This is a genomic window from Laceyella sacchari (genome assembly GCF_004343255.1).
In the GTDB taxonomy this organism is placed as follows: Bacteria; Bacillota; Bacilli; order Thermoactinomycetales; family Thermoactinomycetaceae; genus Laceyella; species Laceyella sacchari.
This window is the reverse complement of the sequence record NZ_SMDD01000002.1, coordinates 589,043-610,898: the sequence shown is the minus strand read 5'-3', so window position 1 is coordinate 610,898 and position 21,856 is coordinate 589,043. Positions and strand designations below refer to the sequence as shown.

At 49.9% G+C, this 21,856-nt stretch carries 21 protein-coding genes, 1 tRNA gene and 1 other annotated feature; of the genes, 8 read left to right on the top strand and 14 right to left on the bottom strand.

Annotated elements, in window-relative coordinates; translation table 11 throughout:
* Positions 1-72 precede the first annotated feature (72 nt).
* The 7 genes from EDC32_RS10125 to guaB all read right to left on the bottom strand — a co-directional run bounded on the left by EDC32_RS10125 (position 73) and on the right by guaB (position 6,955).
* Entirely contained in the window at positions 73-273 is a 201-nt protein-coding gene (locus EDC32_RS10125) for a zinc ribbon domain-containing protein (RefSeq protein WP_132221884.1), read from the bottom strand.
* Between the two features lie 313 nt (positions 274-586).
* Positions 587-676 (bottom strand) — tRNA-Ser (locus EDC32_RS10120).
* Positions 677-790: 114 nt separating this feature from the next.
* Positions 791-2,071 carry a serine--tRNA ligase gene (serS, locus tag EDC32_RS10115; protein ID WP_132221882.1) on the bottom strand — a complete coding sequence of 427 codons (1,281 nt, stop codon included), beginning with the start codon at positions 2,069-2,071 and terminating at the stop codon, positions 791-793.
* A gap of 46 nt (positions 2,072-2,117) precedes the next feature.
* Positions 2,118-2,346, bottom strand: a binding site (T-box leader).
* A gap of 32 nt (positions 2,347-2,378) precedes the next feature.
* Positions 2,379-2,969, bottom strand: a complete 591-nt coding sequence (pdxT, locus tag EDC32_RS10110) for a pyridoxal 5'-phosphate synthase glutaminase subunit PdxT (protein WP_132221880.1) — start codon at positions 2,967-2,969, stop codon at positions 2,379-2,381.
* Between the two features lie 13 nt (positions 2,970-2,982).
* The gene (gene pdxS, locus EDC32_RS10105; protein WP_022737269.1) at positions 2,983-3,873 is read right to left on the bottom strand and encodes a pyridoxal 5'-phosphate synthase lyase subunit PdxS; all 891 of its coding nucleotides are present in this window, start codon (positions 3,871-3,873) and stop codon (positions 2,983-2,985) included.
* Between the two features lie 96 nt (positions 3,874-3,969).
* Positions 3,970-5,211: a D-alanyl-D-alanine carboxypeptidase family protein gene (locus tag EDC32_RS10100; protein WP_132221878.1), complete on the bottom strand. Its 1,242-nt coding sequence runs from the start codon at positions 5,209-5,211 to the stop codon at positions 3,970-3,972.
* Between the two features lie 286 nt (positions 5,212-5,497).
* Entirely contained in the window at positions 5,498-6,955 is a 1,458-nt protein-coding gene (guaB, locus tag EDC32_RS10095) for an IMP dehydrogenase (RefSeq protein WP_132221876.1), read from the bottom strand.
* A 397-nt stretch (positions 6,956-7,352) separates the two neighbouring features.
* On the opposite strand from guaB, the gene EDC32_RS10090 reads away from it, so the two are divergent.
* Positions 7,353-8,417 (top strand): YaaC family protein, encoded by a 1,065-nt coding sequence (locus tag EDC32_RS10090; protein ID WP_158283325.1) that lies wholly within the window; start codon positions 7,353-7,355, stop codon positions 8,415-8,417.
* Between the two features lie 15 nt (positions 8,418-8,432).
* Here the strand turns inward: EDC32_RS10090 and gyrA are convergent, their stop codons facing one another.
* The 7 genes from gyrA to dnaA all read right to left on the bottom strand — a co-directional run bounded on the left by gyrA (position 8,433) and on the right by dnaA (position 17,354).
* Positions 8,433-10,895: a DNA gyrase subunit A gene (gene gyrA / locus EDC32_RS10085; protein WP_132221872.1), complete on the bottom strand. Its 2,463-nt coding sequence runs from the start codon at positions 10,893-10,895 to the stop codon at positions 8,433-8,435.
* Positions 10,896-10,926: 31 nt separating this feature from the next.
* Complete coding sequence (gene gyrB / locus EDC32_RS10080) at positions 10,927-12,840, bottom strand: DNA topoisomerase (ATP-hydrolyzing) subunit B (RefSeq protein ID WP_132221870.1); 1,914 nt, start codon at positions 12,838-12,840, stop codon at positions 10,927-10,929.
* A gap of 50 nt (positions 12,841-12,890) precedes the next feature.
* On the bottom strand, positions 12,891-13,145 hold the full coding sequence (remB, locus tag EDC32_RS10075) for an extracellular matrix regulator RemB (protein ID WP_022737275.1): 255 nt from the start codon (positions 13,143-13,145) through the stop codon (positions 12,891-12,893).
* A 1-nt stretch (position 13,146) separates the two neighbouring features.
* Positions 13,147-14,268, bottom strand: coding sequence for a DNA replication/repair protein RecF (gene recF, locus EDC32_RS10070; protein WP_022737276.1), 1,122 nt, complete (start codon positions 14,266-14,268; stop codon positions 13,147-13,149).
* Between the two features lie 14 nt (positions 14,269-14,282).
* Positions 14,283-14,498, bottom strand: coding sequence for a S4 domain-containing protein YaaA (gene yaaA / locus EDC32_RS10065; RefSeq protein WP_022737277.1), 216 nt, complete (start codon positions 14,496-14,498; stop codon positions 14,283-14,285).
* Between the two features lie 23 nt (positions 14,499-14,521).
* A complete protein-coding gene (gene dnaN / locus EDC32_RS10060) occupies positions 14,522-15,655 on the bottom strand; it encodes a DNA polymerase III subunit beta (RefSeq protein ID WP_132221868.1) in 1,134 nt (377 codons plus the stop codon).
* Positions 15,656-16,004: 349 nt separating this feature from the next.
* Positions 16,005-17,354: a chromosomal replication initiator protein DnaA gene (gene dnaA / locus EDC32_RS10055; RefSeq protein WP_029071952.1), complete on the bottom strand. Its 1,350-nt coding sequence runs from the start codon at positions 17,352-17,354 to the stop codon at positions 16,005-16,007.
* Between the two features lie 48 nt (positions 17,355-17,402).
* On the opposite strand from dnaA, the gene EDC32_RS10050 reads away from it, so the two are divergent.
* From EDC32_RS10050 to mnmE, 7 genes are all read left to right on the top strand, one after another.
* The gene (locus tag EDC32_RS10050; protein ID WP_132221866.1) at positions 17,403-17,642 is read left to right on the top strand and encodes a hypothetical protein; all 240 of its coding nucleotides are present in this window, start codon (positions 17,403-17,405) and stop codon (positions 17,640-17,642) included.
* Between the two features lie 311 nt (positions 17,643-17,953).
* A complete protein-coding gene (rpmH, locus tag EDC32_RS10045; protein WP_083464932.1) occupies positions 17,954-18,088 on the top strand; it encodes a 50S ribosomal protein L34 in 135 nt (44 codons plus the stop codon).
* A gap of 119 nt (positions 18,089-18,207) precedes the next feature.
* Entirely contained in the window at positions 18,208-18,573 is a 366-nt protein-coding gene (rnpA, locus tag EDC32_RS10040; RefSeq protein WP_022737280.1) for a ribonuclease P protein component, read from the top strand.
* Positions 18,574-18,586: 13 nt separating this feature from the next.
* Complete coding sequence (yidD, locus tag EDC32_RS10035) at positions 18,587-18,838, top strand: membrane protein insertion efficiency factor YidD (protein WP_132221864.1); 252 nt, start codon at positions 18,587-18,589, stop codon at positions 18,836-18,838.
* Positions 18,839-18,915: 77 nt separating this feature from the next.
* On the top strand, positions 18,916-19,632 hold the full coding sequence (locus EDC32_RS10030; RefSeq protein ID WP_132222060.1) for a YidC/Oxa1 family membrane protein insertase: 717 nt from the start codon (positions 18,916-18,918) through the stop codon (positions 19,630-19,632).
* Positions 19,633-19,637: 5 nt separating this feature from the next.
* Entirely contained in the window at positions 19,638-20,264 is a 627-nt protein-coding gene (gene jag, locus EDC32_RS10025) for an RNA-binding cell elongation regulator Jag/EloR (RefSeq protein ID WP_246026922.1), read from the top strand.
* 204 nt (positions 20,265-20,468) lie between these two features.
* Positions 20,469-21,845 (top strand): tRNA uridine-5-carboxymethylaminomethyl(34) synthesis GTPase MnmE, encoded by a 1,377-nt coding sequence (gene mnmE, locus EDC32_RS10020; protein WP_132221860.1) that lies wholly within the window; start codon positions 20,469-20,471, stop codon positions 21,843-21,845.
* Positions 21,846-21,856: the final 11 nt, after the last annotated feature.

The following is a 21,856-nucleotide window of genomic DNA, read 5'->3' as shown; positions in this document are numbered from 1 at the left end:
TATTCACTCCTCCTCTGTCTAAGGAGAGTGAATAGCTGTTTTTTATCATTCACAACTACAGCACTTATAACATTATCCAAAAAACAAATCAACAATATCCTTTGTTGTCGATCCTTTTGCGCGATAAAATTCGGAGTAACCACAATGCTTACATGATACGACTTTGAACTCATTATGTTGCACATCGAAAAAACGACTTAATCCCGTGCCTGTCGTGGCAATTTCCCCTACAGATACTTCTTTGCCATTGCATTTAGGACAACCATTTCTCATCGCTCGATCCCCCACATCATTCAGTTGTTAGTTATATACCCGTTTTTTAACAAACTTAGCTACTTAGGGAATTGGTTATGTAACATTGGGGTGGTGTGCATGTAGTACCCACGTACCCACAGAGAAAAGAGGGAGGAAAAATGGTGAAAAGCTGCAAGTAACTTTGCTCCTGCCACCAAGTAAACAACCAAAAGCGGTATCTTAACAACGAGGGGGATTCCTCTATTGCTATGACAACGGAACAATGATTCTCACGTTATGCCCAATATACAACAAGAAGCCGCCAAAACATTTGGCGACTTCTTGTTTGGTTTGGCGGAGAGGGTGGGATTCGAACCCACGGATGCCTCACGACATCGGCGGTTTTCAAGACCGCTGCCTTAAACCACTCGACCACCTCTCCACGATGGTGAAAGTGAGTTACAGATATTAATTATACAGATTTTTTTGCGATTGTCAAATGAAAAAACAAAGTGTTCAGGGAGCGGAGCTATCAAGGGAACCGCCCCCTAAACACTTATTTTCCCAAAATTTCCAACCCGCCCATGTACGGTTGCAACGCTTTGGGAATGCGGATGGTGCCGTCGGCCTGTTGGTGATTTTCAAGAATCGCAGCCACAGTACGTCCCACCGCCAAGCCAGAGCCGTTGAGGGTATGCGCAAATTCCGGCTTCGCTTTGGCATCGCGGCGGAAGCGAATGTTGGCGCGCCGTGCCTGGAAGTCACCGCAGTTGCTGCAGGAGGAGATTTCACGGTATTGGCCGTTGCTCGGCATCCACACTTCCAAGTCATACGTCTTGGTAGCACTGAAGCCCATATCGCCAGTGCACAAGGTGATGACACGATACGGAAGCTCCAACCGTTGCAACACCGTTTCGGCATTGGCTACCATCTTCTCCAATTCATCATACGAGGACTCCGGTTGGACGATCTTGATCATCTCTACCTTGTTAAATTGGTGCAAACGAATCAAACCACGGGTGTCTCGGCCCGCCGAACCCGCCTCGGAACGGAAACAGCTCGTATACGCGGTGTAATACTTGGGCAAGTCATCACCGTTCATGATCTCTCCCGCATGGAAGTTGGTCACTGGCACTTCTGACGTCGGAATCAGGAAGTAATCCTGATTGTCGGCCAATTTGAAAGCATCTTCTTCAAACTTGGGCAGTTGCCCCGTTCCCGTCATGGCCTGCCGGTTAACGATATAAGGGGGGATCATCTCTGTGTACCCATGTTCGGTGGTGTGCAAGTCGAGCATAAAGTTAATCAAAGCCCGTTCTAATCGTGCCCCCAACCCTTTGTAGAAAACAAACCGTGAACCAGCCACTTTGGCCGCCCGTTCAAAATCGAGAATGTCCAGCTCCTCCGCGATTTCCCAATGAGGCTTCACTTGATGATCCGTTTGCGGCACCTCACCCCAAGTGCGAACCACCACATTTTCTTCTTCCGAAGCACCCACAGGTACGCTCTCATGCGGCAAGTTGGGCAGAGTCAAGAGCAAGCCTTCCAGTCGCTCATCCAACTGGCGCAGTTCTTCGTCCAACCGCTTAATCTCGTCCCCCACGCGGCGCATCTCCAAAATTTGCTCTTGAGCGTCTTCTTTGTTCTTCTTTTTCTCCGCGATTAATTTGGAAACGACATTGCGCTGGTTTTTCAACTGTTCAGTTTGCTGAATCAGTTCACGGCGGCGTTGGTCGAGATCGATAAACGCGTCTAATCCGGACAAGTCGCCCCCCCGCGTTTGCAACCGTTGTTTGACCTCTTCCAATTGGCCGCGCAACAACTTGATGTCTAACATCAAAGCACCTCCTATCATGAATCAAACAAAAAGGGCCTCCATCCACAAAAGGGACGGAAGGCCCGCGTTGCCACCCTTATTGACCCATAAGCGCACACGCTTACAAGTCCGCTCTAACGAGATATCGGCTCGCTCCGTCAGCACTTAGGCGGGACGATCCCGCGGTCGCACCTCGCTCTGAGGGTGGATTCGCTGTCGACCCGGAACGACTCCCACCAACCGTCGCCTCTCTGAGCCGGCATCCTCCAGCTACTATTCCTCTTCATTGCGGTTCGCATCATATAAAAATGTGTTGTTCTATTATATCCTATTTTGCCACATTTGTAACCATCGATTCGCGCACCATCTCAACAAAATAGGCGTGAAAGCGAACATCATCCGTCAACTCAGGATGGAATGCCGCACAAAGCAAGCGATCCTGTCTCGCCGCCACGATTTTGTCTTCGATGACCGACAGCACTTCCACACCCTCGCCCACTTTTTCTATATAGGGGGCACGGATAAAGACGGCTGGAAACACATCAGCCACGCCCTTGATCGCCAAGTCTGCTTCAAAGCTTTCACGCTGGCGCCCGAAGGCATTGCGCTTCACATCGATGTCCATCAAATCGAGATGGGGTTCCTCTAGGTTCTCCACCCGTTTGGCGATCATGATCAATCCTGCACATGTGCCGAAAATGGGTTTCCCCTGCTCATGCAGTTGCATGATCGGCTCCCGCAATCCATATTGCCGCATCAGCTTGCCGATCGTGGTCGACTCCCCACCTGGGATCACCAATCCGTCCAAGTCGGCCAGTTCATCGGCACGTTTGACCGCCACCGCTTCCGCCCCGGCCAATTCAAGCAAGCGGATATGTTCCCGCACTGCTCCTTGCAAAGCGAGTACACCAATCTTCATCGTTCGAAACCTCCTACCAACCGCGTTCTTGCATCCGTTCAGCCGCGCTCAGTTTGGAGATTTCCAGACCGGTCATCGGTTCTCCCAAGCCTTTGGACACTTCTGCGATTAACTCGAAGTCTTCATAATGGGTGGTCGCCTGCACAATGGCTTTCGCGTATTTCTCCGGATTCTCCGATTTGAAGATACCCGAACCGACAAAGACGCCATCTGCGCCCAGTTGCATCATCAATGCTGCGTCAGCCGGAGTTGCCACCCCACCGGCTGCAAAGTTGACCACAGGCAGACGGCCGGTCTCGTGAATTTGCAACAGCAATTCAAACGGCGCACCCAATTGCTTAGCTTCTGCCATCAACTCATCACGAGACATGCTTTTCACTTTGCGGATCTGGCTTTGCATCATGCGCATATGGCGAACCGCTTCCACGATATTCCCCGTACCTGGTTCCCCTTTGGTGCGGATCATGGAAGCCCCTTCACCAATACGGCGCAAAGCTTCACCCAAGTCGCGCGCCCCGCAGACAAAAGGCACAGTGAATTGCGATTTGTCGATGTGGTACAAGTCATCTGCCGGTGTCAGCACTTCACTTTCGTCAATGTAGTCCACACCCATCGCTTCCAACAGTCGCGCTTCCACGAAATGACCAATTCGCGCCTTCGCCATGACGGGAATGGTTACCGCATTCATCACTTCTTCGATGATCGTTGGATCCGCCATGCGAGCCACCCCGCCGGCCGCACGGATATCTGAAGGAACGCGCTCCAGCGCCATAACTGCCACAGCGCCGGCTTGTTCCGCTATTTTCGCTTGCTCCGCGTTGACGACGTCCATAATTACGCCGCCTTTTTGCATTTCGGCCATGCCGCGTTTTACCCGATCAGTTCCTGTCTGGCGAGTTGTCATCTTTGTTGCCCCCTATAGCCTTATCAAAATGGTCGAGAGGTGATCTGCCTTTCCTCTCTCATTTATTATAAAGAATTATGGCCATTTGAAAACAACCTAGTTAAACCAGCCCTTGATCGTATCTCCTGCTTTGCGGAAAAACAGGCGGAACTCACTAGCTTGTTCCACTGGTGCAGCGGCGACCATTTGGATTGGTGCTACCCCTTTGACAGGCTGATTTTTGTAAAGCAATCTCGCCTCGCCAACCACATCCCCTTTGTTGAGCGGGGCTTGGACACCCTTTTTAAATGTCACTTGGATGGTGTAATTTTCCTCTTCGCCAATACGAGCAGGGATCACCAGCTTGTCATTGGCAACCACGGGAACAGTCCGTTCCACCCCATTAGGAAGGGCGAGCGTTTCTTTGCCCTGAATCTTGCCATTCTTGGCGATCCATTCCTTTGGTTGGAAGGAGCCAAAGCCATAATCAAACAGTTTTTTAGTCTCCGCAAAACGTGCATGTTCGTTGCTGGTACCCATCACAACCGAAATCAACCGGTAACCACTTTGTTCGGCCGTCCCGGTGAAGCAATATCCGGCACGATTGGTATGTCCTGTCTTCAATCCGTCGACGCCTTCATAAAATTGGTTGAACCCGGGCAGCATTTTGTTCCAGTTTGGTTTTTTCAGAGCGTGATCCGTGCCTTCAAAGAACGTGGCCTCTGTCATGGCGGTGGTTTGCAACACTTCCGGATAGGTGCGGATCAATTCTCTCGCCAAAATGGCCGAATCTCGGGCTGACATCACATGGTCACCAGGCACTTGAGGTGGATCAGGATACAAATGCAAGTCCAAACCAGACGCGCAGCGATAATGCGTATGTACCATGCCTAAAGCCTGCGCTTTTTGATTCATGAGCTCCACGAAACCTTCTTCCGTCCCTCCCACATGTTCCGAAAGGGCCACAGTCGCATCATTGGCAGAGTAGACCAACATCGCCGTGAACAACTCTTTTACCGTCACCTTTTGGCCTGCTTTAAGAAATATCTGGGCTTCTTCAATGTTGGCAGCTCGTTGGCTGACGGTAACCACATCTTCCCACTTCAGTTTGCCTTCGTTGATTTTATCCAACACAACAAAAGCCGACATCATCTTGGTCATGCTGGCTGGCGCCCTCTCTTCATCCGCCTTAAACTCCCCCAGAACGGCGCCCGAGTCAAAATCCAGCAAAATATATGACTTCGCTTTGATATCCGGGGTCAATTCTTCCGCCGACACTGCGATCGGCGAGAAGAAAAGGGCGGATATGGACAGCAAAACAAAAAGCGCGATCATTCGCGCGATGCGCATGGATTTCATTTTTTGTCCTCCCACCCAAAATTATTTTAAAACAAGCGTGCCGATCCGCCATATTTAAGTTGAAAATGGAAAGCTGAATGATGGACCAAGGCTTTGCAGTTTGTATTAGGAACCCACGATCCGTCGTTCAGCATCCCTTTCCATTTCATGACTGATCGACTCACTAAATTTATAAATTAACAGTTATGTTCAAAAAGGACGATAATCTGATATTAAATATATCAAAAAAGGAGAGCAAAAAGAAATGAACAAGCAGAAAAGTTCTGCTTGTTCACAAAAACGCCGTTTATACGTGGTAGTTTGGCGCTTCTTTGGTGATTTGTACATCATGCGGATGGCTTTCGCGCAAGGAAGCTGAAGTGATGCGGATAAACTGGCTTTTCTCCTTCAGATCAACCAGCGTGGCAGCACCGCAATATCCCATACCAGCCCGGATTCCCCCGACCAATTGATAGACTGTATCAGCCAATGGCCCTTTGTATGGCACACGTCCCTCAATGCCCTCAGGCACCAGCTTTTGCTCGTTTTCTTGGAAATAGCGATCCTTGCTTCCCGCTTGCATTGCACCGATGGAGCCCATGCCGCGATACACTTTGAAGCGGCGTCCTTGGAAGATTTCCGTTTCTCCTGGAGATTCCTCCGTACCGGCAAACAAACTACCCAACATCACCGCATCAGCACCTGCGGCCAACGCTTTGACGATGTCCCCAGAATAACGGATTCCGCCATCAGCGATAATCGGAACGCCATACTGACGGGCTACGTTGGCACAATCATAGATTGCGGTCACTTGAGGCACGCCGATTCCCGCAACCACACGAGTGGTGCAGATCGATCCTGGGCCGATACCTACTTTCACCACACTGGCACCCGCTTCGATCAAGTCGCGCGTACCTTCGCCAGTAGCCACGTTTCCAGCGACGATAACAAGATCGGGGTATTGCGCTCTCAATGTGCGAACCGTTTCCAACACACCTGCAGAATGGCCATGAGCTGTATCTACCACGATCAAGTCCACTTCCGCTTCTACCAATGCGGCAACACGACGCATGGTATCTTTGGACACGCCAACCGCTGCCCCAACCAACAGGCGCCCTTGGCTGTCTTTGGCTGAATTGGGGAAGAGGGTTGCCTTTTCAATATCCTTAATCGTAATAAGCCCTTTAAGGATGCCCTGATGGTCAACCAACGGCAATTTTTCAATCTTATGTTGTTGCAAAATCACTTCCGCTTCAGCAAGTGTTGTCCCCACAGGCGCGGTGACTAGATTTTCTTTCGTCATCACTTCAGAAATGGGGGTGGAAAAATTACGCACAAACCGCAGGTCACGGTTAGTGAGGATCCCAACCAATTTACGTTGTTCATCGACGATCGGCACGCCCGAAATGCGATATTTGGCCATCAATTCTTCCGCTTCATGCACTTTATGTTCAGGCGTTAAATAAAAGGGGTTGGTAATCACTCCGCTTTCGGAACGTTTAACCCGATCCACTTCTTCCGCCTGCTCTTCAACTTTCATGTTTTTATGAATGATTCCGATGCCACCTTGTCGCGCCATGGCAATGGCCATCGCTGACTCGGTGACGGTATCCATCCCCGCACTGATCAAAGGTATGTTCAACTGTACCTTGTCCGCCAGCTTGGTGGCCACACTGACATCGCGCGGCAAAACTTCAGACTTGGCCGGAACTAACAACACATCGTCAAATGTGAATCCTTCTTTGGCAAATTTCTCTTCCCACATACCTCACTATCCCCTTTGGCCCTGAGTTTTTTTTGCAAGTTTAACAAGCCTTACACAATACTGTCAAGAATTCGCCCGACAAACATTGGTTTTCCACGAGCTTCCCGAAGTTATCCACAGGAACTGTGCATAACTATGGCGATATTGTGGATAACTTGTGGGATACTTGTTTTTTTATTTCCAAGGAAATAATTACAGTTCAGTGATCTTCTTGTGAAGTAGTATATCCACTTTGCCATAAGTCATTGGCTTCCTATGTCCACTGTTTCGCTTTCTAAAGGGCGAACCCTCGTGCTTCAGCTTTCGCATCCGGCCACACTTTGACTCAGTTATAGCATGCAACTTTTTTTCTTACAATAAGCGTAGCTAAAGCCCATGATAGGGAGGTGACATGCACATGGACATTCAGTCAATCAAACTCATCCGCACTGAAAATCCCGACCGTTGGTTGTGGTCAGCCTTCATGCCCTTCCAAAACGAAGAAACGGCTCGCCGTTATCTGATGGACGTTTATTCCCGCGCACAGGCAGAGCATCCCGACCGTCTGGCCTACCGCAATGTACCCGCCTTCACCTCATACATGAACCAGGCCGTTGCCCTGATCCAAGACAGTGGCCGTAGTAATCAGCCTTGGTCTCGCCCCATCCTGCTTTATTATGGCATGATGAGCATGTTCAAAGCGTGGCTCTTGACCCGCATGCCTGATTACCCCCAAAACGCCACGGTTTTGCGCCATGGCCTGTCCACCCGCAAAAGAAAGCGGAGCGGTTTTCGCTTTGTTGAAGATGACATTCGGATTCAACGGGAAGGACTATTCCCTCTCGTCGCGGAAGCACTTCATCTCCCTATACAAACGGGCGAAAGTTTTACGGCCAAAGACCTGTTTGGTTTTATTGCGGAATTGCAACCAACCTACCGGTTCCTTTTTGGACAGGAAAGCTTAATTCCTGTGATTTTTTCGCATTCTGGCGATGACATCCTCCTACATATCCCCGAACGAGTACAGGATTCCTTTCATTGCTCTGCGGAGCGCCTTGCGGACAAATTGAACCGCGTGGGTTCCATCCCCTTTTCCGCAGTGGAATCCGGTAAAACTGCCGGTCATCTGACACTGCGGGTAACGATTGACCCAAGCTCCCCCACCCTTTGTACTGCGGAATCCGTCTGGCTGAATATCCAGCATCCTTGGTTTTATGAAGACAAAAAGGGCGACCATTACCTATGGTTAGGAAATGGCCGCCCTCTCGCTCCGATCCCAGAGCTTTTGGCTCACCTGATGTTGCTCTTTTCTCTTAGCATGTTGTGTCGGTATGATCCGCCGTTATGGGGAGAAATCATGTTGGACAACCAACATGCCGAGCAAATCCTCATCAATGAATTGCTTGATTTAGTTCCACGGAAATTCCCGCAGCTGATGCTAGCTATCTTCACCGGGGAGAAAGCCGTCTTACGTGTCGAGTGAGGGATCACACCCTGCTCACTCTTCGGTCGGCACAGAGGCGGCTTCCAACTCGCCATCATCATCATCGGTGTTCACTTTGGCTACCGCTGCCACTTCATCATCATCCAGCTTAATCAGTCTCACGCCTTGTGCATAGCGACCCATGATAGAGATCTCGTTCACATTGAGGCGAATCACAATGCCGGACTGGGTGACTATCATGAGATCCTCATCGTCGGAAACCACTTTGTGTCCGATGACATCCCCTTTTTTCTCTGTCAAGCTGAGTGTTTTGATACCTTTGCCACCACGGGATTGCACACGGTATTCTTCCATCGGTGTGCGCTTACCATAGCCATTGCGAGTAACGATCATCACGTTTTTGTCCGGGATGACGATATCCATATCAATGACCCGGTCGTCCTCACCTAAGGTGATCCCTTTCACCCCGGTGGCGGAACGTCCCATTTCCCGCACTTCCATCTCAGGGAAACGGATAGACATACCGCCTCTGGTTCCCATGATGACTTCCTGATTCCCGTCAGTCAAACGGACACCAATCAATTCGTCGCCGTCGCGCAGATTGATCGCGAACAAGCCATTGCGGCGAATGTTTTCAAATTCGCTGAGAGCGGTCTTCTTGACCACCCCTTCTGCGGTGCCGAAGAAGAGATACTGATTGGCGGCGAATTCTTTTACTGGAATGATCGCTTGAATCCGCTCATCCTGATCGATTTGGATCAGGTTGATGATCGCCGTGCCTTTGGCTGTCCGTCCTAATTCAGGCACTTCGTAAGCTTTCAAGCGATACACTTTCCCTTTGTTGGAAAAGAAAAGGAGATGATTGTGGGAATGGGTGACAAAGATGTGTTGGACAAAGTCGTCATCCCGTGTCCCCATGCCGGTGATCCCTTTGCCACCGCGGCGCTGAGCCCGATAGGTGGAAAGCGGCATCCGCTTGATGTATCCCCGATGGGTCATCATAATCGCCACTTCATCTTCCGGAATGAGATCCTCTTCTTCGATGTTGTCCACGTCCACCTTGATCATGGTGCGACGCTCATCCCCGTAAGTTTCCTTGATTTCGATGATTTCTTTGCGCAGAACCCCACGGATTTTGCCTTCATCGGCCAAGATGGCCTTCAACTCCGCGATCAGCTTCTGCAATTCCTGGTATTCGCTTTCGATTTTTTCACGTTCCAAACCGGTCAACCGGTGCAAACGCATATCCAAGATCGCTTGCGCTTGTTTCTCGCTCAAGCCAAATGTTTCCATCAAGCCGGTGCGAGCTTCAGCCGTATTGGCGGACGACCGGATCAGAGCGATGACCGCATCGATCTGGTCAAGCGCAATCCGCAATCCTTCTAAGATGTGGGCCCGTTCTTCCGCCTTATTGAGTTCAAATTTCGTGCGTCTGCGAATAACTTCAACCTGATGCAAAATGTAGTAATGCAATACTTCCTTCAGATTGAGCACGCGCGGCTGGCCATCGACAAGAGCCAGGGTGTTTACGCCGAAGCTCGTTTGTAAGCTGGTATGCTTAAAGAGGTTGTTGAGAACCACCCGCGGATTCACGTCACGGCGTAATTCCACCACCACGCGCATCCCGTTACGGTCAGACTCATCGCGCAAATCGGTGATGCCCTCAATTTTTTTGTCGCGCACCAAATCGGCGATTTTCTCAACCAGTTTAGCTTTGTTGACTTGATACGGCAGTTCTTCAATAATGATCCGCATCTTGCCGTTGCCGGCTTCTTCAATGCGCGTCTTGGCCCGGATCTGAATACTGCCACGACCCGTGCGGTATGCCTTTCTTATGCCATCGTAACCAAGGATGATGCCCCCGGTCGGGAAGTCAGGACCTTTGATGATCTTCATCAAGTCGTCCACGGTGGCTTCTGGATTTTCTAGGAGCAGCAAAATCCCGTCAATCACTTCCCGCAGGTTATGGGGAGGAATATTGGTTGCCATCCCCACGGCAATCCCCGATGCTCCGTTCACAATCAAGTTGGGAAACCGCGACGGCAACACAAGCGGTTCTTCTTGCTGTCCGTCATAGTTGGGCCCGAAATCAATGGTGTCTTTCTGAATGTCCCGTAGCATTTCCATGGTGATCGGGGCCATTCTGGCCTCGGTGTAACGCATGGCCGCCGGGGGGTCGCCATCGATCGACCCGAAGTTCCCATGCCCGTCAACGAGCGGATAACGGTATGAAAAGTCTTGGGCCATCCGCACCATCGCATCATACACCGCCACATCTCCGTGAGGGTGGTATTGCGCAGTTACGTTACCGGTGACACGGGACGATTTTTTGTACGGCTTGTCAGGGGTCATTCCCAACTCATACAGCGTGTAAAGAATTCGCCGATGCACAGGCTTTAATCCGTCACGCACATCGGGAAGAGCACGGCTGACAATGACGCTCATCGCATAATCCAGGAACGAAGTTTTCATTTCCTGGCTGATATTTACTTTCTGTATCCTTTGCATATCTGCCATCTTTTCATCTCCCCGTTACTTACCCACTGCTCTATACATCGAGATTCGCCTGATTCGCGTATTCCTGGATGAACTCGCGCCGCGGTTCAACCCGGTCGCCCATCAGCATCTCAAATACCGAATCTGAATCGATCGCATCTTGGAGGGACACTTGCAACAATGTTCTTGATTCCGGGTCCATCGTCGTTTCCCACAGCTGGGTTGCGTTCATTTCGCCTAACCCTTTGTACCGCTGGATTTCGATCTTCCCGTTCTTTCCTTCAATTTCCTTGAGAATTTCTTCTTTCATCCGGTCATTATACGCGTAACGAATCGTTTTACCTTGCGTGATTTTATATAATGGCGGCTGTGCGATGTACACGTAGCCGTGTTCGATTAACGGGCGCATGTAGCGGTAGAAGAATGTCAACAAAAGGGTACGGATGTGCGCCCCGTCGACATCGGCGTCCGTCATGATGACGATTTTATGATAGCGCGCTTTTTCGATATTGAAGTCGTCGCCAATTCCCGTTCCCAAAGCGGTGATAATGGTGCGGATCTCTTCGTTGGACAAGGCTTTGTCAAGCCGAGCCTTCTCTACGTTGAGCACCTTCCCCCTCAGGGGCAAAATCGCTTGGAACATCCGGTCACGCCCTTGTTTTGCGGTTCCTCCCGCAGAATCCCCCTCCACGATGAACAATTCGCTTTCAGCGGCGTTCCGCGAGGTACAGTCAGCCAATTTCCCTGGCAATGAGCTTACTTCAAGGGCATTTTTCCGGCGGGTCAACTCGCGCGCTTTCCGGGCCGCTTCCCGGGCCCGTGCAGCCATGACCGCTTTGCCGATCACTTTCTTCGCCACCGCTGGATTCTCCTCCAGGTAGGTTTGGAAGTGTTCGGTAAACAGTTGCTCTGTCGCCGATCTTGCTTCACTGTTGCCCAATTTGGTTTTGGTCTGTCCTTCGAACTGCGGGTCAGCAATCTTGACACTGATGATTGCGGTCAAGCCTTCGCGCACGTCATCACCAGTTAAGTTGCTGTCGTTATCTTTCAGCAAGTTGTTACGGCGGGCATAATCGTTGATGACCCTTGTCAACGCCGATTTGAAACCGGCCTCGTGCGTTCCACCTTCATGAGTGTGGATATTGTTGGCGTAAGAGTAGATGTTGGAGGAGAAAGAATCATTGTATTGCATAGCAATCTCCACTTGAATCGACTCTTTCTCGCCTGAAATATAAATCGGTGGTTCGTGCAACACTTCCCGATTGCGGTTCAAGTGTTCAACATAAGATTGAATGCCGCCTTCATATTGGAAGACGACGTGTTTCCCTTCACCGCGTTTATCCTCCAACACAATTTTGATGCCCCGGTTTAAAAACGCCAATTCTCTAAGCCGGGACTGTAGCGTCTCAAAATCATAAACCGTCGTCTCGGTAAATATGGTGGGGTCTGGTTTAAATGTCACCGTTGTCCCGGTTTCTTCCGTTTCGCCGACGATTTGCAAGTCATGTTCCGGCACCCCACGCCGATATGACTGGCGATGGATTTTGCCTTCCCGCTTTACTTCAACTTGCAACCATTCGGACAGGGCGTTAACAACGGATACGCCCACCCCGTGCAACCCGCCGGAGAACTTATATCCTTCCCCGTCGAATTTCCCACCGGCATGTAATACGGTCAACACCACTTCTACAGCCGGGCGGCCCATTTTGGGATGAATCCCGACCGGAATACCGCTTCCGTTGTCAATGACGGTCACGCTGTTATCTTCGTTGACGATCACTTGGATCGTGTCGCAACGACCGGCCAACGCCTCGTCAATACTGTTGTCCACAACTTCCCACACCAAGTGGTGCAATCCGCGGCTTGATGTCGAACCGATGTACATCCCGGGACGTCTCCGAACAGCTTCTAAACCTTCAAGTACCTGAATCTGTGTTTCATCATAATTGGTTTTATTTACGGACACGTTTGGTCACCTGCTTCCTTATCCAGAACTACTTGAAATCCAACCACAGGTCATTTCCACGGCTTCTGGCTCTGATCCGCCCTTTTTTTCAAGGTGGTTGATGAGATGGGTGAAGCGAACACGCGATCTTTGGTGATCACGTAGGACTTGACCTCATCTGGGGAAATATGTTCCAGCCTCCCCGCTTTTTTGGCCAATTGTACAAAATGCGCCTCATTGGGCGCTTGTTCCGTCGCGCCTGCATCCAAGATGGCCACCACCTCCCGAATGCGTATCATGCGACTGCCTCCCAGGTGAATAAACACCTTATCCCCCCAGTTCTGTGATGCTCCCTTGCCGCACCTGATAAATGCGGGCCCGCGCAATCGTTTCGGGGTCAATCCCCTCTAAGCCGGTCGTGGTGACAAATGTTTGCACTTTCCCGCGAATCGCCTCTAGCAAATGCGTTTTTCGTGAATCATCAAGCTCTGACAACACATCATCTAATAATAAAATTGGATAATAGCCCGTTTCTTGGCGGATGAGTTCAATTTCAGCCAATTTCAGGGACAAGGCGGCGGTGCGCTGCTGTCCTTGAGAGCCGTACAAATGCAAATTTAATCCGTTTACAGACAAATAAAGGTCATCCCGATGCGGTCCGACCAGCGTGCTGCCGCGCATCAGTTCTTTATCCCTCTTCTGTTCCAATTCCTGTTTCAGTAGGTTACCCCATTCTTGTTCATCTTGCAAAGCGGATATCGGCAAGGAAGAGCGGTACTCCACCAGGAGTTCTTCTTGCTGGCGGGTGATCGCGCGGTGGATCTCTTTGGCCCATTCTTGCAAAGAGGCGAGGAACTGAAAGCGTTTTTTCCACAATTGAACGGAGATGTGGATAAACTGTTCATCCAACACCTCCAGCAACGAAAACTGAGCGTTTCTTTTTTGCGCCAACTGTTTCAACAAGCTATTGCGTTGTGTCAACAACTTGTTCAGTTGGGTCAGGTTGTGCACATAAGTGGGGCTGACTTGCCCGATCTCCATATCTAAAAAGCGCCGCCGAATTTGCGGGCTTCCTTTGACGATAGCGAGATCTTCTGGAGCAAAAAGGACAGCGGGCAACGTGCCGATGTATTGGCTCAGCTTTCGCTGTTCAATGCCGTTTCGAATCACTTTTTTCCCTTTTTCGGAAAGTTTTACTTCGAGGCGCACGCCCTGCTGTCCTCTTTTTACGCTCGCTTTGATGTTTGCATGATGTTGGCCAAACTGGATGAGATCCTTGTGTGAACGGGAACGATGGGATTTCCCCAACGCCAAACAATACAATGATTCAAGCAGATTGGTCTTCCCTTGGGCGTTGGGGCCCACAAACAGATGAAGCTCTTCCGGACAGGAAAGAGAAACATCGCTTAAATTACGATAATGTTTGCATTCCAAGCTTTCTACACGCAAGCGGGGTTCCTCCCTTAGTCTTGAACCACTTGCACCGAACCAAAACCATCTACTGCCACAATATCTTGTGGATAAAGCTTTCTTCCCCTTCTCGTTTCCACTTCACCGTTCACTTTCACTTCAACATCCATGAGGAAGTGCTTGGCCTGTCCTCCACTGTCAATCATATCTAACATTTTAAGCAATTGGCCCAGTGTAATATAAGAGCCTTCTATGTGAATTTTTTTCAAAATGGCAAACCCTCCTATGCCCGTCACCGGGTGCGAATGGGAACGATCAAGTGCAAGGAATCCTCGCGGGCAGTGGGCAGGATGAGAAACGGCGTCATCGGTCCGGTGAATTGGATGCGAATCTCGTCGCTTTCTATCGAACGGAGGGCCTCCATCATATACCTCGCATTGAAAGAGATGCTCAGCTCTGGTCCATTCACTTTCGCGACCACTTCTTCCGTAACGCTTCCGATATCTTGAGCGGCGGAATTAACTTCTACTTTTCCGTCTCTTAACGTCCATTTTATCACATTATCCCGTCCATCCCGACTAATAAGCGACGCACGATCAACGGATTGTAACAATTCTTTGGTGGAAGAGATCAATTCCGTCTCCCCATGTTGCGGAATAACACGATTCGTGTCCGGATACATCCCTTCCAACAACCTGGAATAAAATTCCAATCCATCAGTTTTGGCAAGCAGTTGATTTTCAGCGACGATGATATCCACAACCCCGGTGTAATCGGCCAATGTTTTGGCAAGCTCTGACAGGCTTTTACCGGGAACGATCACATTGCTGAGCGAGATATCCTCGGAACCCTCCACGTTGGCCTGCTGCTTGGACAGGCGATGGCTATCTGTTGCCACACAGGTAAGAACGCCCCGCTCCAATTGAAACAGCACGCCTGTCAACACTCCACGCGCTTCATTGGTTGCCACCGCAAATCCGGTTTGGCGGATCAAGGACTTCAACGTGTCTGCGGAAATGCTGAACATCTGGTCTGTGGATAAGTGCGGCAACCGCGGATATTCTACTGGATCAAATCCGTTCAAATGGAATTCGGCTGTTTCAGAGCGAATCGTTGCTTGGAATTTCTCATTGACCACCCATTCAACTTGATCGCCTGGGAGTTTGCGCACCAAATCGGCAAAAATGCGGCCGGGCAGAACGACACTACCCATTTTTTCCACAAATACTTGTTCTAAATCATCTTTCTTCTTGGGTACGCGTACTTGAATAGTGATATCGGAATTACTCCCCGTCAGAGCGAGTCCCTCTTCATCGGCTTGAATTTTCATCCCAGTCAAAATAGGAATGGTTGTCTTGGAAGATACCGCTTTGGATACTTGCGATACGGCATCAACCAGAGCTGTTTTGGCCACACGGAACTTCATCATTCATCCTCCTTGTATGTAAAAACAAAATAAAAAAGGAAAGGGGATTGAGTCATCAACAAGGTGCCTGTTTCATATATATCTTTTTTTAAAAACAGCAGTAATAGTACTAGGGCCTGTGGATAATGTGTATAAGTGGGTTAAACCTAGATGAACAGCCTATACACGGGTGTGGAAAAAGTGTGCATAGGCTGTCCCTAGTTGTCCACATCATTCACAGGGCTGTGCAAAAAGTGAAGACTTCCACTTTAAAATAGAAAGAGAAAAACGCCGTTCACAAGTTAGACAAAAAATTCGACATCGGGATTTCTATATAAGAAGAATAATTCCCTCAAGCGGGTTGCCAGGGTTATGATCTGCGTTTGATGCGGCTTGTCAACTCGTTGATCGCCTGTTCCAGCTGTGGGTCTTGAGTTAGGACGCGGCTGATCTTCTCATGGGCGTGAATCACTGTGGTGTGGTCGCGTCCGCCAAAATCTTCCCCGATCTTGGGCAGGGAGTGGTCTGTCAATTCACGGCAGAGGTACATGGCGATTTGGCGCGGGAATGCGACCGACTTGGTCCGCTTCTTGCTCTTTAACTCCTCCACACGCAACCGGTAGTAATTGCACACTTCCTGCTGGATGTCCTGGATGCTGATTACCTTGGGGCGCGAATGCGGCATGATGTCTTTCAACGCTTCGGCTGCCAACTCCGGCGAAACCGGCTGGTTCATCAGCGCAGAGTAAGCGACGACCCGGATGAGCGCCCCTTCCAGCTCGCGAATGTTGGTATCGACGCGGTCGGCGATAAAGGCGAGGACTTCGCTCGGAACATCTAAATTATCAGCTATTGCCTTCTTGCGCAATATCGCAATCCGGGTTTCCAGATCAGGCGGTTGCACGTCGGTAATCAAGCCCCATTCAAAACGGGAACGCAGCCTGTCTTCCAGCGTGGGGATCTCTTTGGGCGGACGGTCGCTGGAAATGATGATTTGTTTGTTGGCTTCATGCAGGGCGTTGAACGTGTGAAAGAATTCTTCCTGTGTCTGTTCTTTTCCCGCTAGAAATTGAATATCGTCTATTAACAAGATATCCACGGAGCGGTATTTGTTTCGAAATTGAATCGTCTTATTGTCCCGAATCGAATTGATAAATTCATTGGTGAATTTTTCGGACGAGATGTAGACGACACGGCTTGATGTTGAATGTCCCAGCACATAATGGCCGATGGCGTGCATCAAGTGGGTTTTTCCCAAACCGACGCCCCCATAGATGAAGAGCGGGTTATAAGCTTTGGCTGGCGCTTCCGCCACCGCCAAGGAAGCGGCATGGGCGAAGCGGTTGCCAGACCCGATTACGAAGGTGTCAAACGTATAGCGCGGATTCAGTTGTGACTTGGCCGGTGCTTCTTCTTCCGGCGTTTCCGGAACGCGTTGTGCCGGGGCCTCGTCTTGATCGTCGTTTTTTTCGGCGGTGTGGCTGACAAATTTGACTCCGAGTGACGAGCCGGTTACTTCGCGTAAGGTGTCCCGCACGAGGTCGGCATACCGGGACTCCAGCCAATCGCGCGCAAAATCGTTCGGCGCGGACACAATGAGGATATCCGCCTCCAAATCGACGGCTTCCGTCGCCTTCAGCCAGGTTTCGAAACTGGGCTTGCTGATCTTGTCTTGTATAGCTTCAAGTGTTCTTGCCCATAATTCCTGTATGTGAGCCACTTGAACCCCTCCTTTGCGACAGTTTATTGACAAAATATGGACAGAGACGTGTCCAAACTGAAACAGATTTATGAAACCATTTATGCACAGGTTTTCCCCTGTATTTATAAGCGTTTGAGGCAGTTATCAACACAACTCACAGGCTGTGGATATTTTTTTTCACAGGCTGTGGAAAGAGACAAATCGACTTATCCACATTGTGTGGATAAAGAACCATCAAACGACAATTATCCACAAGAAAACAAAATAAGAATATCAAAAGATACCAGTATTTACAATGAAAAATAATAAGTTATCCACAATCCACAGGGAGTTCCGTCGACAGTTATTAACAGGTGTGGATGTTGTGGACAGATGGAGGATAATGTCGGGATAACGCGTGGATAGAAAACCCTATATCCACATGTGGATAACTAGTTGTGAACAAATCCCGTTCCTTGACAGGGCACAGCTCACCTGGCTATAATGAGAGAGATTGCCCATCGGTTTGTAATCCAAGTAAGTTACAGAAGGGAGGGTTCCTGGTTGATGGATTCCCTATCTGGTTAGCAACATGGTTGTTTCACCAGATAGTGGGCTGATAAGACCAGGTCGTCTATATGAAACGCACTTATCAACCAAGCAAGCGCAAGCGCAAGAATGTCCATGGTTTCCGTGCTCGCATGGCAACCAAAAATGGTCGCAAGGTATTGGCGCGCCGCAGAAGAAAAGGAAGAAAAGTATTATCCGCTTAATGGCCACGCACTGATGTGGCCTTTTTTCCTATCTTCTTATATCCCCTCTGTTTAATTCGCCCGCTTTTGCTCTATAATGGTGATTGATTGGTACTTTTGTTTGGGAAGGAGCCGTCTCTTTGCAACAGGAATATCGTCTAAAGAGGCGAAACGATTTTACAAGGGTTTTTCGAGCAGGACACTCGGTGGCGAATCGCCAATTTGTCGTCGTGATGTACGCACGCAAGGATGAAGGGCTTCCGCGCATCGGTGTTTCCGTCAGCAAAAAAGTGGGAAACGCAGTAGTGCGCAACCGAGTGAAGCGGTTGATCAAAGAAGCGATGCGGGCTTGGACTTCCCATTTGCAACCGCACACCGACTTCGTGGTTATCGCCCGCAACCCCGCCAAGGACATGGATTACCATCAAGTGAGGTCAAGCCTTTACCATGTGCTGAACAAAGGAAAAGCCTTTGCGAAGAAGCCGCCGCATCCACTTTCAAAATAAAGAGGAGATCGGGATGAAAGCGTTCGCCCTGGGCCTAATAACATTTTATCGTCGGTTTATCTCACCTTTGAAGCCGCAGCCTACCTGTCGTTTTGTGCCTACCTGCTCCGAGTATGCACTGATCGCGATACAGCGCCACGGTGTTTTCGTGGGGGGGTGGCTCACATTGAAAAGGTTGCTCAAATGTCATCCCTTTCATCCTGGCGGATTTGATTATGTACCAGAGAAATCCGTGAAGCGGACGGAGAAACGGACGGGCCAATAATAAAATATGGAAGAGATGAGGGGGGCACTCCCGTGTTGAAACATAAGCGTAGCATCGCCATCCTGTTGTTATTTGTGATGGCTGTTGTCATGCTGACTGGCTGTACGCCAAATCAACAACAATATAAGATTGATCGTGAAAATCCAAGTTTGTGGCAGAAGTTCTTAGTTATTCCCATGTCTGAACTGTTGGACTGGTTTAAGGTGTTGCTCGGCAACTATGGCTGGTCGATCTTGGTGGTTACCTTCCTTGTGCGCTTGATCGTTTTCCCGCTCACATGGAAACAGCAGCAAAGCTCCAAAGCGATGCAAGAGTTGCAACCGCACATTGTAAAGATCAGAGAGAAATATAAAAACAACCAGCAGAAGCTACAGGAAGAGACAATGAAGCTGTTCCAAAAGCACAATATCAATCCCATGGCGGGTTGTTTTCCCATGCTGATCCAAATCCCCATTTTGTTCGCGTTTTACCAAGCGATCATGGGAAATGAGCATATCTTTACATCTGATTTCCTCTATCTTGAATTGGGAAGACCAGACCCTTATTATATTTTGCCTCTGCTCGCGGCATTTACTACGTATTTGCAATTTATTGCTACCGGTGCAGCGGATAATCCACAAACCAAGGTGATGCTGTGGATCATGCCGATCATGATCTTTTTATTGGCGTATCAGTTTCCATCGGCACTCTCCCTGTACTGGGTGTATGGGAACATTTTCACGATTATCCAGTATTTGATCTTCTTCAATAAGAAAAAAGTGAAGGGCAATGTATCGGAGGGGACTGCTCGTTGACGAAAGTGACCGTCGAAGCAGAAACAATCGAAGAGGCGCTCGATCAGGCCTGCGCCCAATTACAGACTTCCCGCGACCAGGTTTCCTATCGGGTGCTGTCTGAACCGAATAAAGGATTGCTTGGCATTATTGGTCGGCGCCAAGCTGTGGTGGAAGTCACGCTTGTGGAGGATCCCGTCCAAAAAGGGGTGCGCTTCCTGACGGAGTTGGTCGCCAAGCTCGGAGTGGAGGCGCAAGTGCATGTCCACACACCACTTGATGAGCAGGATGCCGTGGTGTTGGAGTTGGTCGGGAAAGAGTTAGGGCCGCTCATTGGACGCAGGGGCCAAACGATCGAGGCTTTGCAATTGTTGACGCACACGGTGGCCAACCGGGGGGCGGAAACCCCGGTTCGGTTTCAATTGGATGCCGGCGGGTATCGGAAACGCCGCTTGGACCTTTTGGTGGGGGTCACCGAAAAGGCGGTGGCGGAAGCGCAAGCAAAGAAAGGCTCTGTGGAGCTTTCTCCGATGCCTGCGCATGAGCGGAAACTGGTGCATCTGATCGCCCAGAATCATGCGGGCATTGACACGCGGAGCATCGGCGTCGAACCTGAGCGCCGTGTGGTCATTGAGTGGACCAGCCAAAGCTGAATCACGAAGGGCTTATCGATATAAGAGCTGCTTTCCACTCATGATGCCGCGTAAAACGAAAAGCGCAATCATCGGGCTCATGCCACTGTTTACGAAAGCTCGTCTCTCCCCAAATCGGGGAGTTTTTTTGTTTACTAATCTGTTTTGCTTGCCGTTTCAGGCTATGCTAAGATTAACTATTAGGAAAATCTTAGAGGTGACACAATGGAGACGGATACAATCGCAGCGGTCGCGACACCGGCGGGCGAGGGAGGGATCGCCGTCATACGGGTGAGTGGTCCCGAGGCGGTGTCGATTGTCGACCAACTCTATAAAGGGAAAAAGAAATTGGCTGAAGTGGAGACGCATACGGTGCATTATGGGCATGTTGTGCATCCACGAACAGAGGAACGGATAGATGAAGTGCTGGTGACGGTGATGCGTGCACCGCGCACCTTCACCCGTGAAGATGTGGTGGAAGTGAGTTGCCACGGCGGGATGGTTCCCGTGCAAAAAACATTGGAAGCGTTATTTGCGGCCGGTGCTCGGTTGGCTGAACCGGGTGAATTCACAAAACGCGCCTTTTTGAATGGCCGGATCGACCTTTCGCAAGCGGAGGCGGTGATCGACTTGATCCGGTCCAAGACAGATCGGGCGGCCAAAATCGCTCTGTCTCAGGCAGAAGGGCGGCTTTCCCGCTTAATCAACAAACTGCGCAGCGAAATTCTGGAGACGTTGGCTCATTTGGCAGTCAATGTCGATTATCCCGAGTATGATGCGGAAGAGATGACCTCTCAATTTTTGGAGGAACGATGCCGTTACATATCTGGCCAAATCGAGAAATTGCTCTCCACCGCCAAACAGGGAAAAATCTATCGCGAAGGAATTCAAACAGCGATCATCGGACGCCCCAACGTGGGGAAATCTTCGTTGATGAATGCACTGACTCAAGAGAATAAGGCGATTGTGACGGATATACCGGGCACCACTCGCGATGTCATCGAAGAGTATGTGAATGTGCGGGGGATTCCCTTGCGTTTGTTGGACACTGCCGGCATCCGCGAGACGGAGGATGTGGTGGAGAAGATCGGGGTAGAGCGTTCGCGTCAAGCATTGCAACAAGCTGATTTGGTGTTGCTGGTACTTAACTTTGCTGAACCACTTGCCGAGGAGGATCGGCGGCTGTTGGAACTGATTGAGCGCCATACGGCAGTGGTTATTGTCAATAAAATGGATTTGCCGGGCCAATTGGATTTGGAAGAGGTCAAGCAGCTGATCGGCGACAAGCCATTGATTACCACTTCGTTGAAAGAAGAGCGGGGCATTGAAGATTTGGAAGAGGCGATTTCCCAACTCTTCCACTTGGGCAAGATGGACATGGGAGAGGGAACGTATGTGAGCAACGCGCGGCACATTCACTTGCTAAACCAAGCCAAGGAAAGCGTGGATGAAGTGATTCAGGGAATCGAAGCGGGGATGCCGCTGGATATGGTGGAGATCGACCTGAAGAATGCTTGGCAATACTTGGGCGAAGTGATTGGGGATGCCGTGGCGGAGGATTTGATCGATCAAATATTTTCGCAGTTCTGCTTAGGAAAATAGAAAATGGGGTG

Excerpts from the sequence above, each read along its gene's own strand:
- EDC32_RS10125 (WP_132221884.1), bottom strand. The coding sequence starts at position 273 with ATGAGAAATGGTTGTCCTAAATGCAATGGCAAAGAAGTATCTGTAGGG.
- serS (WP_132221882.1), bottom strand. The coding sequence starts at position 2,071 with ATGTTAGACATCAAGTTGTTGCGCGGCCAATTGGAAGAGGTCAAACAA.
- pdxT (WP_132221880.1), bottom strand. The coding sequence starts at position 2,969 with ATGAAGATTGGTGTACTCGCTTTGCAAGGAGCAGTGCGGGAACATATC.
- pdxS (WP_022737269.1), bottom strand. The coding sequence starts at position 3,873 with ATGACAACTCGCCAGACAGGAACTGATCGGGTAAAACGCGGCATGGCC.
- EDC32_RS10100 (WP_132221878.1), bottom strand. The coding sequence starts at position 5,211 with ATGAAATCCATGCGCATCGCGCGAATGATCGCGCTTTTTGTTTTGCTG.
- guaB (WP_132221876.1), bottom strand. The coding sequence starts at position 6,955 with ATGTGGGAAGAGAAATTTGCCAAAGAAGGATTCACATTTGACGATGTG.
- EDC32_RS10090 (WP_158283325.1), top strand. The coding sequence starts at position 7,353 with ATGGACATTCAGTCAATCAAACTCATCCGCACTGAAAATCCCGACCGT.
- gyrA (WP_132221872.1), bottom strand. The coding sequence starts at position 10,895 with ATGGCAGATATGCAAAGGATACAGAAAGTAAATATCAGCCAGGAAATG.
- dnaN (WP_132221868.1), bottom strand. The coding sequence starts at position 15,655 with ATGAAGTTCCGTGTGGCCAAAACAGCTCTGGTTGATGCCGTATCGCAA.
- rpmH (WP_083464932.1), top strand. The coding sequence starts at position 17,954 with ATGAAACGCACTTATCAACCAAGCAAGCGCAAGCGCAAGAATGTCCAT.
- yidD (WP_132221864.1), top strand. The coding sequence starts at position 18,587 with ATGAAAGCGTTCGCCCTGGGCCTAATAACATTTTATCGTCGGTTTATC.
- EDC32_RS10030 (WP_132222060.1), top strand. The coding sequence starts at position 18,916 with ATGGCTGTTGTCATGCTGACTGGCTGTACGCCAAATCAACAACAATAT.
- mnmE (WP_132221860.1), top strand. The coding sequence starts at position 20,469 with ATGGAGACGGATACAATCGCAGCGGTCGCGACACCGGCGGGCGAGGGA.